Origin of the sequence: Bradyrhizobium sp. CCGUVB23 (assembly GCF_024199885.1) — a bacterium.
Lineage (GTDB): Bacteria > Pseudomonadota > Alphaproteobacteria > Rhizobiales > Xanthobacteraceae > Bradyrhizobium.
Genome location: NZ_JANADQ010000001.1, coordinates 2832592 through 2844996, shown reverse-complemented (window position 1 = coordinate 2844996; position 12405 = coordinate 2832592). Strand labels below are relative to the sequence as shown.

General features: G+C 64.3%; 12 protein-coding genes. 7 read left to right on the top strand and 5 right to left on the bottom strand.

Features of this window, described 5'->3' with window-relative positions; genetic code table 11:
- Positions 1 to 323 precede the first annotated feature (323 nt).
- Both NLN62_RS12945 and NLN62_RS12940 read right to left on the bottom strand, forming a co-directional pair.
- A complete protein-coding gene (locus NLN62_RS12945; protein WP_027521913.1) occupies positions 324 to 740 on the bottom strand; it encodes a hypothetical protein in 417 nt (138 codons plus the stop codon).
- Between the two features lie 124 nt (positions 741 to 864).
- The gene (locus NLN62_RS12940) at positions 865 to 2355 is read right to left on the bottom strand and encodes a hypothetical protein (protein WP_254109047.1); all 1491 of its coding nucleotides are present in this window, start codon (positions 2353 to 2355) and stop codon (positions 865 to 867) included.
- A 421-nt stretch (positions 2356 to 2776) separates the two neighbouring features.
- On the opposite strand from NLN62_RS12940, the gene NLN62_RS12935 reads away from it, so the two are divergent.
- From NLN62_RS12935 to NLN62_RS12925, 3 genes are all read left to right on the top strand, one after another.
- On the top strand, positions 2777 to 2941 hold the full coding sequence (locus NLN62_RS12935; protein ID WP_027521915.1) for a Flp family type IVb pilin: 165 nt from the start codon (positions 2777 to 2779) through the stop codon (positions 2939 to 2941).
- Positions 2942 to 3034: 93 nt separating this feature from the next.
- Positions 3035 to 4270: a glycosyltransferase family 87 protein gene (locus tag NLN62_RS12930; RefSeq protein ID WP_254109045.1), complete on the top strand. Its 1236-nt coding sequence runs from the start codon at positions 3035 to 3037 to the stop codon at positions 4268 to 4270.
- A gap of 144 nt (positions 4271 to 4414) precedes the next feature.
- On the top strand, positions 4415 to 5092 hold the full coding sequence (locus tag NLN62_RS12925; protein WP_027521917.1) for a TetR/AcrR family transcriptional regulator: 678 nt from the start codon (positions 4415 to 4417) through the stop codon (positions 5090 to 5092).
- A gap of 115 nt (positions 5093 to 5207) precedes the next feature.
- Here NLN62_RS12925 and pyk read toward each other — a convergent pair whose 3' ends face one another.
- A complete protein-coding gene (gene pyk / locus NLN62_RS12920; protein ID WP_027521918.1) occupies positions 5208 to 6644 on the bottom strand; it encodes a pyruvate kinase in 1437 nt (478 codons plus the stop codon).
- Positions 6641 to 7243 (bottom strand): DUF1036 domain-containing protein, encoded by a 603-nt coding sequence (locus NLN62_RS12915; RefSeq protein WP_027521919.1) that lies wholly within the window; start codon positions 7241 to 7243, stop codon positions 6641 to 6643. Before NLN62_RS12915 ends, pyk begins: the two co-directional genes overlap by 4 nt.
- Before the next feature lie 160 nt (positions 7244 to 7403).
- On the opposite strand from NLN62_RS12915, the gene NLN62_RS12910 reads away from it, so the two are divergent.
- The 4 genes from NLN62_RS12910 to NLN62_RS12895 all read left to right on the top strand — a co-directional run bounded on the left by NLN62_RS12910 (position 7404) and on the right by NLN62_RS12895 (position 10532).
- On the top strand, positions 7404 to 7706 hold the full coding sequence (locus NLN62_RS12910; protein WP_027521920.1) for a DUF1244 domain-containing protein: 303 nt from the start codon (positions 7404 to 7406) through the stop codon (positions 7704 to 7706).
- Between the two features lie 258 nt (positions 7707 to 7964).
- On the top strand, positions 7965 to 8237 hold the full coding sequence (locus NLN62_RS12905) for a DUF2312 domain-containing protein (RefSeq protein ID WP_027521921.1): 273 nt from the start codon (positions 7965 to 7967) through the stop codon (positions 8235 to 8237).
- Between the two features lie 87 nt (positions 8238 to 8324).
- The gene (locus NLN62_RS12900) at positions 8325 to 10091 is read left to right on the top strand and encodes an adenylate/guanylate cyclase domain-containing protein (RefSeq protein WP_254109043.1); all 1767 of its coding nucleotides are present in this window, start codon (positions 8325 to 8327) and stop codon (positions 10089 to 10091) included.
- Between the two features lie 18 nt (positions 10092 to 10109).
- Entirely contained in the window at positions 10110 to 10532 is a 423-nt protein-coding gene (locus tag NLN62_RS12895; protein WP_027521923.1) for a DUF1801 domain-containing protein, read from the top strand.
- Between the two features lie 76 nt (positions 10533 to 10608).
- Here NLN62_RS12895 and NLN62_RS12890 read toward each other — a convergent pair whose 3' ends face one another.
- Positions 10609 to 12246 (bottom strand): DUF882 domain-containing protein, encoded by a 1638-nt coding sequence (locus tag NLN62_RS12890; protein WP_245287963.1) that lies wholly within the window; start codon positions 12244 to 12246, stop codon positions 10609 to 10611.
- Positions 12247 to 12405: the final 159 nt, after the last annotated feature.

Genomic DNA, 12405 nt, shown 5'->3' with positions numbered 1-12405 from the left:
CGCAGCGCAGCGCCCCTTCGGCGGTGCGCTGCAGAGCCGGGGCCTATGCAGCGGCGGTTTGCGCGGCCTTCTGGGTCCCGGCTCTGCGCCGCAACGCCAAGAGCGTTGCGGCGCGTCCGGGACACGAGAGCGAGGAAGTTCGTCACTCACACTCGGTCATTGCGAGCCAACCGAGCAGGTGTGGGCGGGCAAAGGCGCGCACGCGCCGTGCCAATCATCTCTCGGTAACAGCGACAGAAGTGGTTGGCACGCTCGCGCTTTGCCCACGCTACAACTGAGGTTCGCAGAAGGACTGTCGATGTCTGCTCGGTGCCAACAGCAAACTAAGCGTCGGCCGGCGAGGGACGATGCTTCAGCCAATAGTCGATCTGCCACCCCTCGTAGCCAAGCAATTCGCCAAAGCGCCGTTCGCGGTTGTCGGCCCAAGCTCCGGGTTCGTTCAGGAGCGTAAGCATGGCATCAATCCGCCACTCGTGGCCCGGTAAGGCGTAGAACAGCATCCGATATTCCAGCTGTGGCAGGTCAGGGCATGCTCCAATCGCTTCGCGTCTTATCAGGTGGCCAACGGCAACATGCCTGTCGAACATCCGCCAATATCGAATACAGATGTCTGGCTCACGACCGACGAACTCCATGAAATATGCGAGGGGCTTGACGCCCCTCAGCATTAGGCCGAGTTCTCTATTGGTGTGAACCAAATAGGGCAGCTGACGAAGCCATTCGGAAGGCATGTTGGGCATGTTGACCGCACAACGTTGATTTCTGCCAAGGGGCAAACGGCGAAACGACCGGAGCGTCCACCTAAGTCTGCATCACCTTTAGAAGCGGCATCTCATTTAAAGTACAAGCCCTACAGTTCCATCCTCAATTCGATGACGTCGCAGCCCCGCCGTCCGCATCGTCCCGCACGTGGATCACCGCGATGTCGTCGGCATAGATCCGTTTCCAACCCTTGAGGTGATCGAGGATCTGCGGGCCCGGGGCATCGGCAACCAGCAGCGTCGCGTCGATCTTATATTCGTCGAGCAGGCGCGGCAGAATCTCGGGCTGCTTCCCTTCGGTCGCCTTGAAGAAGTCCATGACGAATTTCTCGCCATAGAGCTCGGCGCGGCCGTCGACGAAGACCGGGACATCGCGCGAGATCAGATAGCCTCCGAACTGGTAGGCGTTGAAGATGCGCTGCACCTTGCGTTGTTTGAGCACGTCGACCGCGGCGACGGGCGTCTGAAACATCGTGAACGCGAAGCGGTGATGTCCCATATAGATCACCGTCGAGGTCCAGCCAGCTGCCACGATCATCAGCGCGCCCGTCACGGTGACGTAGCGAGCCGGCCAGATTTCGTCATTGCCCGAGTCCGGTGCGGGGCGCGGTGACAATTGCCCGAGCGGCTTTGCCAGCACGAGCGGCACCAGGAACGCAAATGCCTCGATGCTCCTGACATGCGTCAGCGCGCTCCAGGTCAGGAACAGGATCAGGAAAATTCGCGGCGCCGACAGCACGAGGCCGCGATAGAAGCCGATGGCGATAAGGCCGAGCAGCGCGCCTTCGAACGCCGAGAACGAGGCGAAATTCGCCGGCATCCACTCGAAGATCACCGTCAGCAGTTCGCCGAGGTTGAGGATGTTGGTCGCGCCCCATAGCGTCCTCCAGCCATACGGCGTGGCGCAGCTTGCGATCAGCGCGGCGATGCCGAACAGCACCCAGCGCAGGAATAGCTGGATCCGTCGTCCTTTCTCGGCGTGCTCGACCGCCTCGAGCGCGATCGGGCCGATCAACGCCAGGCCCAGCACGAAGCCGCCATGCAGGTTCGCCCACAACACCATCAACGGCAGCCAGAGCCATGACGGCGCGCTCCGGCGATCGGCGGCCGCCATCAACACGCCGGCCCACAGCACCATGACGGGCAGCGCCAGGATGTGCGGACGCGCCAGAAGGTGATGCAGCGACAAGACCAGCGCCAGCATCGCAAACAGCACCGAGCGCGGAAGCTCGAGATGCGCGTCGAGCAGATAGACGAAGATTGTGACAGTGAGCGCGATCCCGACCGTCGTGAGGATCACCGGTCCCGCCCAGCCCCATTGCGCATAGGAGCTCGCGAACGCTACTTGCGACAGCCATGAGGTGGAGATCCAGGGCTGGCCCGACCGCGTGAAGGAATAGATGTCCGTATAGGGCAGCGCGCGATGATCGAGAATCCATTGCCCGATCTTGATCTGCCAGAACGAGTCGGAATCCTGGAGCAGCGTGTCGCCGATAAAGAGGAAGCAAAGATAGGCGCCCGCGCCGACGCAGAGCGGCACCAGGACTCGCGCGCGGCTCTGCATGGCCATGCTGTAGGTAGAGGAGAGGGACATTCCGCCTCGTCGTTTCTGCCGGACGTTGATCCTGCCGGCTTCCAAAGCATGATCCGGAAAAGTGTGAAGCGGTTTTCCCTCGCGACAAACGCGGAACGCGTTTGCGCGGAGATCATGCTCAAACAAGAACCTAAAGCGCGATGACGCTTCATCGCGCTTTAGCGGGCGGCATTGGACCATGACGGTCATAACTTCGAGTAAACCGGCACAGATGCGGCGGGTATGTTTCCGGACGATTTAACCGATTGTTTTCAATTTCGATTTACCATCGCGGAATACACGCAAACCGCTGCATGTTTCCGCGGACGAATTAACTGCGGTGCAATTCTTTGTCGCTACGGTCTGTTCCATGGTCGCGCGGCGCTGGGAAGCCGGTCAGACCAGACTAGTTGTAGCCTTTGTGTACACTTTGGAGCACTCTATGAAGAACCTCGTTGCGCGCTTTGTGAAGGATGAATCCGGCGCCACCGCTATTGAATACGGTCTGATCGCCGCCGGCATCGCGCTGGCCATCATCACCGTGGTCAATAACCTCGGCACCTCGCTGAACTCCAAGTTCGGCTCGATCTCGTCCAGCCTGAAGTAAGTTCGGACGATCGACGTGAATTCGAAGAGCCCCGGGATTCCGGGGCTCTTTCATTTCAGCCGCTGCGCGCGATTTTCTTGAGGGGAATGCAGCATGGCCGAACTCGCCTTGAGCCCGCCGTCAGGCCTGCGGCCAGGCTCGGCGCCGTCCGTGCTGTTCAACGTCTGCCTCGTGCTGCTCGTCCTCACGCTGCTGCATTTCCCGCTCGCCTATATTTCGCATTCCTGGATCTACGACGCGAACGGGCTGGGTAACCCCACCGATTTCGTGAACGTGTGGGCCGCCGGCAGGCTGGCACTCGACGGCCACGCGATACAGGCGTGGGACTGGCAGGTGCAGAAGCAGGTCGAGGTCGCCGTGTTGGGTCAGGATTTTGCCGGCTATTTCGCCTGGCACTATCCGCCGCCGTTCCTGTTCGTCGCCGCCTTCCTCGCGCAATTTCCCTATGCCCTGGCTTTCGCGGGCTGGGCCTTCGCCAGCATGCTGCCCTACGTCGCGCTGGTGCGCGCGATCGTCGGGCGCAGCTTCGGTGTCATGCTTGCGATCGCGTTTCCGGCGACCTTCGACAATCTCGCGATCGGGCAGAACGGTTTTCTGACCGCCAGCCTGATCGGCGGCACGCTGTATCTATTGCCGCGCCATAAGGTGCTTGCTGGAATCTGTCTGGGCCTTCTCACCTACAAGCCGCAATACGGAATCTTGTTTCCGCTCGTCCTTGTCGCAAGCGGTGAATGGAAAGTCTTCGTCTCGGCGGCCATCACTGCCGCGTCCATTGCGCTCGCGTCGATGCTTGTCTTTGGCGTCGAGAGTTGGGTTGCCTTCTTCCATTGGATGCCGATGATCTCGAAGGCGGTTCTCTCCGAAGGTTCGGAATCCTGGCTGAGGCTCCAGAGCGTGTTCGCGATGGTGCGCTGTCTCGGCGGCAACGAGACGCTTGGCTGGGTGCTGCAGGCGGTGGTGGCTGCTGCTGTCGCGATCGGGCTCGTGCTGATTTGGCGCAGCAAGGTGCCTTATGCGCTGAAGGCGGCTGCGCTTGCGACCGGCACGCTGCTGTGCTCGCCCTACACGTACATGTATGATTTCGCGGTGCTGGCCATTCCCGTCGCCTGGCTTGTGCGCGCCGGCTTCCGTGCTTACGAGCCTCCTGCGCTCGGCCTCGTGCTTGCGCTGCTTGCGAGCTTTCCGTTTCTGAAAATCCCGGTCGGGCTTGCGGCGACGTTGATCGTTGCCGCACTCATCGTCGCCCGTGCGGTCGCCGATTGGCGTGACCTGCCGGCGTCCCCGCCGGGCCATGCCTCGTCTCTTGCCTCGTCCCTTGCCTCTTCGTGAGTTGGCAGGTCAGCTCGCACATTTGAGGTCTTGTCATCCGCTCTGAATAGTTGTTCAGTTTTTGCGGGGCGATTTGCAGCGAAAACAGTGGAAGAAGCGTTCGGCCGAAACGGGCGGCCAGGCGCGTGGGACAGGAAGCGCGCCATGGTTTACCGGCGGACCCATCAAGTGGTGAAACGCCTCGCCGCCCGGCGTAGCGCCATTCTGGCGGCGGCGCGGGAGGCAGCAGCGGAAGGCGGTATGGTGGCGGTGCAGATCGCCCCGGTCGCGATCAGGGCCAACGTCGCAGCGGGAACGGTTTACCGCTATTTCCCCTCAAAAGCCGACCTGATCTCCGAGCTGATCGCCGAAGTGTCGCGCGACGAGCTTGCCGCGATTCGCCGGGCGGCCGACGCCGCGCCCGGTCCGTCCTCGGCGCTGGCGGCCGCTGTCACCACGGTTGCGGTGCACACGCTTTCCCAGCGCAAGCTCGCCTGGGGCATTCTGGCCGAGCCCGTCGACGTCGATGTCAGCGCCTCCAGGCTTGCGAGCCGGCGCGAGATCGCGGGCGAAATCGCCTCCCGGATCGACGCCGCCGTGCGTGCCGGTCATCTGCCGGCGCAGGACACCGCGCTAGCCGCAACGGCGCTGCTCGGCGCGCTGCACGAGGCGCTGGTCGGGCCGCTCGCGCCCGACAATCTGGAGGATCCGGTCAAGCTGCGCGATGCCGTGCAGACGGTCACGCTGCTGGCGCTGCGTGCCGTGGGCGTCATGGATGCCCGCGCCCGTGGCCTCGTGGTGCAGCAGACGGTGTTGCCGGCGAAGGCGCTGGTGGGCGCTTAAGTGGAAGTTGTCATTCCGGGGAGCGCGCAAAGCGCGAGCCCGGAATCTCGCGTCACAATCTCCGGTTCCGGGTTCGCCCGCGCTTTGCGCGGACGCCCCGGAAAGAGACGGGATGTTACATATTCGCGTCGCCCTCGGGGCCGACGGAGGCGATCCGCACCATGTTGGTGGTGCCGGGGATGCCGAGCGGCACGCCGGCGACGATGATCACGCGCTGGCCGGCGCGGACAAAGCCATCGCGAAACGCGATCTGGCCGGCGCGGCTGACCATGTCGTCCTGGTCGCGCGCGTCTTCCGCCACCACGCAATGCACGCCCCAGACCACCGCGAGCTTGCGTCCCGTCGTGATGTTCGGCGTGATCGCCACGATCGGCGGCTTCGGCCGTTCGCGTGCCACCCGGATCGCGGTCGAGCCGGAGCTGGTCCAGCAGATCAGTGCTGGCAGGTCGAGCGTCTCGGCCATCACGCGCGCGGCGTCGGCGATCGCATCGCCTGCGGTCGCTTCCGGGTCCGGCCGCTGGGCGGTGAGCACGGAGCGATAGGTCGGGTCGCGCTCGACCTCCTCGCCGATGCGGTTCATGGTCGAAACCGCCTCGACCGGGAACTTGCCGGCAGCCGATTCGGCCGACAGCATGATGGCGTCGGCGCCTTCATAGACGGCAGTCGCGACGTCAGAGACTTCGGCGCGGGTCGGCACCGGCGACTGGATCATGGATTCCAGCATCTGGGTGGCGATCACCACCGGCTTGCCGGCGCCGCGCGCCATCCGCGTCATCTGCTTCTGCAGGCTCGGCACGCGCTCCAGCGGCAGCTCGACGCCGAGATCGCCGCGCGCCACCATCAGCGCGTCGGAGGCCTCGATGATGTCGGCGAGGCGGTCGATCGCCTGCGGCTTCTCGATCTTGGCCATCACGGCGGCACGGCCGCGGATCATCTTCTTGGCTTCAAGCACGTCATCGGCGCGCTGCACGAAGGACAGCGCGATCCAGTCGATGCCGGTGGTCACCGCAGCCTCGAGGTCGGCGCGGTCCTTCTGGGTCATCGCCGAGACCGGCAGGTCGGTATCGGGCAGGCTGACGCCCTTGCGGTCCGACATCTTGCCGCCGACCACGACACGCGTCACCGCGTGTTCTTTCGAGGTCTGCTCCGCGATCAGCCGCACCTTGCCGTCATCGAGCAAGAGCGCATGGCCGGGCCGGAGCGCGGCCAGGATCTCCGGGTGCGGAAGGTAGACGCGGGTCGTGTCGCCCGGTGCCTTGTCGGAGTCCAGCGTGAAGGTCTGGCCGTTCTGGAGTTGCACGGCTCCTTCGGCGAACGAGCCGAGCCGGAGCTTCGGCCCCTGAAGGTCGACCAGGATGCCGATCGGCCGCCCGTAGCTGGATTCGACATTGCGGATCGTCGCCACCAGCTCCCGCATCTTGTCATGCGGGGTGTGGCTCATATTGATGCGAAAGATGTCTGCACCGGCCTCGAACAGGCGGCGGATCGTCGCGAGGTCCGAAGAGGCAGGTCCCAGGGTCGCGAGAATCTTGATACGGCGAAGTCGCCTCATGGCTTATTTCCAGGCGGGGGCGGGGGTGCTGGCGCAAGGCCAGGAGAGCCCGGGGGCGTAGCACCCGGCGGGCTATTGGGCAAACCCGGAACGCCGCCACCCGGGCCAACCGGGCCCGGCAGACCAGGTACCCGCTGTTGCGAGGGCTGTTCGTTGGCGTCGGTCAGCTGCACCGTCCAGGCGCGCTGCTCGCCGGTATCGACCTCGAAATAGCCGGTCCGGTCATAGCCGCGGGCGAGGCAGTCCTCGGTGCCGCGGATGGTGAATTCCTTGTCCCGCGAGCACATGAAGGCCTGGCCCGACCATTCGCCGCCGCGGTCGTAGTCGATCGCGTAGATGTAATAGTAGCGCGCGACCAGCGTGCCCCGCAGCAGCGTCTCGCAGGAGCGGGACGAGATGTTCCACCAGCCCTCCGTTGTCCACCCATCGGCGTCCTTGTAGCCCAGCGCGATCCCGACCCGGCTCGAAGTGTTGTTGCAGAGGCGGAAGTCGGCCGATGCGGGGCTGGTCGACAGACATAGCACGGCGATCGCCAGCGCCGGGGCGAGGCGGACGAGCCATGTGGAGAGGCGCTGGAAGGCGGGAGATTCGGCGATCATAGTCGCGGGAAGCTATATCAGATCATTGACGATTTGGCGTAGGGCGCGGGAACTGCCTAAGGACGGTTCAAGGGCCTCGTTTGCACCGTGATATGGCAAAATCTGTGACAAAGGCCTACCTAGTCCGTAAATGGTCAGTCCGGACAGTGAGGTCATCGTCATGCCAATCGACGACAAAACCAGAACAGAGCTCGAGGCAGCGGCCTTCCGGCGCCTGGTCGAGCATCTGAAGACGCGGACCGACGTCCAGAACATCGATCTGATGAATCTCGCCGGCTTCTGCCGTAATTGCCTGTCCAATTGGCTGAAGGACGCCGCCGACTCAAAAGGGGTGCCGCTCAGCAAGGACGAGAGCCGCGAGGCGGTCTATGGCATGCCCTACGAGACCTGGAAGGCGAAGTACCAGGGCACGGCCACGCCTGAGCAGCTCGAAGCCATGAAGAAGGTCCATCCCGGGCATTGAGCCGGTCAGGTTCGTCGTTCCGGGGCGCCGAAGGCGAACTCGGAATCTCGAGATTCCGGGCTCGATGCGTTGCATCGCTCCGAAATGACGCAGGTTTGGGGCACGACCATCTGCTCCGCCGCATCTCTTGTGGGTGCGCTGTGGACGAGCGCGATGCTGCCTTGACGTAACGGCTGCCAAACCTAAGGGTCAAACCAGCACGCGCGGTGCGAGGTCGCCGGCGTTACCTCACCTTGCCAATTCCATCAGGAGTACGAGATGGCCATTGCTACCGCCGTCGACGAAGAAGCGCCCGCCACGAAATTCGCCAAGGATCAGCTCCGCTCCATCATCGAGCGCATCGAGCGGCTGGAGGAAGAGAAGAAGGCGATCTCCGACGACATCCGCGACGTCTATGCCGAGAGCAAGGGCAACGGCTACGACGTGAAGGCGCTGCGCACCATCGTGCGCCTGCGCAAGCAGGACCCCAACGAGCGCGCCGAGGCCGAAACGATCCTCGAGACCTACATGCAGGCGCTGGGAATGCTCTGAGGGGCCGGCACGGCCTTTCAATTGCAGCGCACCAAACCTAGGCAAAATCCGCTTCTCTGCTAAGCTGCTCGGTGAAGGGACCGAGCAATGGATGCGCCTGGACCAGAGCGCAGGCTCGCCGCAGTCCTCGCCGCTGACATGGTCGGCTATAGTCGTCTCATGGAGGCCGACGAGGCGGGCACGCTTGCGCGCCTCAAGACCCACCGGATCGAGCTCATCGATCCGGTCATCAGTCGCAACCGCGGACGCATCATCAAGACCACGGGCGACGGTCTGCTCGTCGAATTCCACAGCGTCGTCGATGCCGTGCTGTGTGCGGCCGAGGTTCAGCGCCGCATGGGTCGGCGTAATGCCGATGTTGCGCCGGGACGGTGGATACAGTTTCGCATCGGCATCAATCTGGGCGACGTGATCGTCGACGAGAATGACATTTTCGGCGATGGCGTCAACGTCGCGGCCCGGCTGGAGGCGCTGGCCGAACCTGGCGGCATCTGCATCTCGAGCGCCGTTCGCGATCAGCTTGGCCAGCGTCTCGATGGCGTCGAATTCGACGATCTCGGCGAGCAGAACGTCAAGAACATCGTGCGGCCCATCCGCGTGTTCCGAGTCCGGCTGCACGAGGAGACGGCCGACGCGCCTGACGGCACGACGGACACCGCCCCCGCGCCGGGCGTTTCGAAGAAGCCTTCGATCGCGGTGCTGCCCTTCGCCAACATGAGCGGCGATCCGGAGCAGGAGTTTTTCGCTGACGGCCTGACCGAAGACATCATCACCGAGCTGTCGCGCTTCCACGATCTACTCGTCATCTCCCGCAACTCGGCCTTCGTGTACAAGGGCAAGGCGGTGAAGGTGCAGGACGTCGCCCGCGAGTTCCGCGTCGACTATGTCGTCGAAGGGAGCGTGCGAAAGGCGGGAGGGCGCGTGCGCGTCACCGTGCAGCTGATCGACGCCGAGACTGACCGGCACATCTGGGCGGATCGCTATGACCGCGAGCTCGAGGACATCTTCGCGATCCAGGACGAGATGACCCGCGCGATCGTCTCGACGCTGCCCGGCCGCGTCGAGGCGGCGAGCCACGATCGCGCGAAACGCAAGCCGACCGACAACATGGCGGCCTATGAATGCGTGCTCGCCGCCAAGATCCTGCACCACCGCTCGAACCGCGACGACAACGCGCAGGCGCAGTCTCTGCTCGACCGGGCGCTTTCGCTCGACGCGAACTACGCCCACGCGCATGCCTGGAAAGCATGCGTCCTCGGCCAGACCTGGGTTTACGGCTGGTGTGCGGATCGCGACCTGACTTTCCAGCACGTGTCTTCCGAGCTGGAGACGGCGCTGGCGCTCGACGACAATGACAGCGACGTCCACCGCATCCTCGCCGCGCTCAACCTGAACCGCGACGACCATGACAGGGCCACCTATCATCAGGAGCGGGCGCTCGCGCTCAACCCGAACTATGATCTCGTGGTGGTGCAGCAGGGCGAGCTGCTGACCTGGCTCGGCCGGCCGGAGGAAGGTGTCGACTGGATCAAGAAGGCGATGCGGCTCAACCCCTATCACCCCGAGCGCTTCTGGAGCCATCTCGGGCGTGCTTATTATTGTGCCGAGAAATATGCCGAAGCCGCCGAAGCCTTTTCACGGATCACACGGCCCGATCATACTCATCATGCATTCCTGGCCGCGATCTTCGCGCAAATGGGCAATGCGGTTGCGGCCGGCGCTCACGCGGCCGAGGTTCTCAAGCGCGAGCCGGCATTTTCGGTAGCCAATCATCTCACCACCCAGCACTATAAGCGCGAGGTCGATCGTCAGCGCTACGAGACGGGCCTTCGCGGGGCCGGCCTGCCGGCCTGAACCATCAAGGGGGAGAGCGTGACTGAGCCGCCATTGCCGCGCGAGGTGAGCCGAGCCTTCGAGGCTTTTCCGCCGCTGGTGCGCCGGCGACTTCTCGACGTCCGCAAGCTGATCTTTGCAACGGCCAAGGCGCATGACGACGTCGGTCCGCTGACCGAGACGCTGAAATGGGGCGAGCCGTCCTATCTGACCGAGCGAAGCGGAAGCGGCAGCACCATCCGGCTCGGTCGCGTGAAGGAGTCCGATGATCATGCCGCAGTTCTGTTCAACTGCAAGACAACGCTGATCGAGAGTTTTCGCGAGCGGTTTCCAAACCAGTTCGAATATAGGCAGAACCGCGCGCTGCTGTTGCCGCTGGCGGGCGCGCTGGCGAAGCAGCCGCTCGCGGTCTGCCTGTCGCTGGCGCTCACATATCACCTCGACCGCCGCGGCCGGAGATAGTTCCGACGTCGTCCTGGCGAAAGCCCATGGGCTTCGGCAGGACGACGTCGAATTTGCGGAGAGTGGGGAGGAGCAATCAGCGCAGCGCGGCGGTGCGCACCACGAAGGACGTCGTCTCGAGCTTGGTGGTCGCCGAGCCCGAGAAGCTGTCGCAGGACATGCCCTGCATCGGATCGTCCGTGAAGCCCATCGCGATGACGGCCTGGGGCTTGACGAAATAGGCGCGCATCGCGGCCATGTCGACATCGCCCATCAGCGTCACCGACATCGAGCGGCTGGCGCTCGGCGCCAGCATCACGATCTTGAGCCACATGCTCTCGCCCTTGGCGGCGGAGAGTCGCGTCGAGGTGGCGATCATGCCCTGCGCGCCCTTCGCAACGACGGTGTTGATCTCGGTCGCCTGGGCGAGGCTGCGGGTCGCGGAACTGGGGCGGCCCGCGCGCGGGATCGGCGCGGAGGCGGCGACGACGTTGGCGCGGTCAACCGGAGAAGCGGCGGCCGGCGCATAGGCCAGCGCCTGGTAGGCCGAGGAAGAAACGCTTGCGGTCGCCTGCGGATCGGTCGCCGATGCCAGCGCCTGGCGTGCCCTGAGCGCCGCGACCTGGGCCGGCGTCGCCTGCTGTGGAGCCGCCGGCGCATCCCAGAAGCCGCGGGCGTTGATGATGTCGGCGGGCGTCTGCGGCTTCGTTTCAGTTGATTTGGCCTCAGCCGATTTGTCGGCGGCAGGAGCTGCCTTCGGCTTGGCCGGCTGCACGACCTGCATGTCGGCCGCGGCGAGTTGGAGTGCGGCCGCAACTTGCGGCTTGGCGCGCGGCGTCGGCACCGGATCGGCGGTCTTCTCAGTGGTCTTGGCAGGCGCGGCTGCCGCAACCACGGTCGGCGCCGCCGGCTTCGCACTGACGGCCGGCGCGCCCTCGTCATCCTCGTCGCTGCTGGGGGCCGACTTGCCCCTGAACAGCGCCGCCAGGAAGCCCGGCTTGCCGATCGTCGCCGCGTCGTCGCCATTGCCGCGCCGCTCGATGTCGGCCCTGGCGAGCTCATAGCCCTTCAGCGGCGTGCCATCGGTCGGCAGGTGCACCGTGCGGCCGTCCGGGAAGACACGGGCGAGCTGGTCATGCGTCATGCGCGGCCAGTGCCGGATGCTGCCGGTGTCCAGATGTACGAAAGGCGAGCCGGAGGTCGGGTAGAAGCCGACACCGCCGCGTTGCAGGCGGAGCCCCGCGAAGCGGATCTGCTCCAGTGGCACGCCGGGAATGTAGAAGTCCATCGCATGGCCCAGCATGTGCTGGCTGAAGCGCGCCACTCCTGATGAGCGGCGGCGGAGCATGGCGTTGGTGGCGGGGGAGCGGTAGGAGGAGACGATCTGGATCGGCTGCTTGCCGTCGACGTCGCGATAGACTTCCCAGAGGATATCGAAGAGGTGGCGGTCCATCACGGTCTCGTCCTGGCTGCGCCAGTCACGGAGATAGTGATTGAGCTGCTTCAGCGCGGCCTCGTCATAGCGCCCGTCGCGCTTGAAGGTGACGGTGAGGTCTTCGCCGGAATGGGTATGGTGGAAGGAGAGGGTGCGGGTCTCGTTCAGCGCGGTCGCATCGTGAACGGAGCCGGCGCCGGCAAGCAAAAGCAGCGAGGTCAGGCCGATCCGGGATCCGGCCCTGATTCCCGCATGGGACAACGACACCGCAACGAATTGGCGTGCGAAACCAGCCAGCACGAATGAGCCCACCCAGTCGACGAGCGTTCAATGGACTCTCCCGCCAACCCCGCTAGCGCGCGAAAGAGGATGAACGCTTTCTTAAAGCGAGAAGGTTAATTTGAAGTTTACCTTCCCGCCCCCAACCCCAACGAAATCCCAAGAGGGATCCCAAGTTGA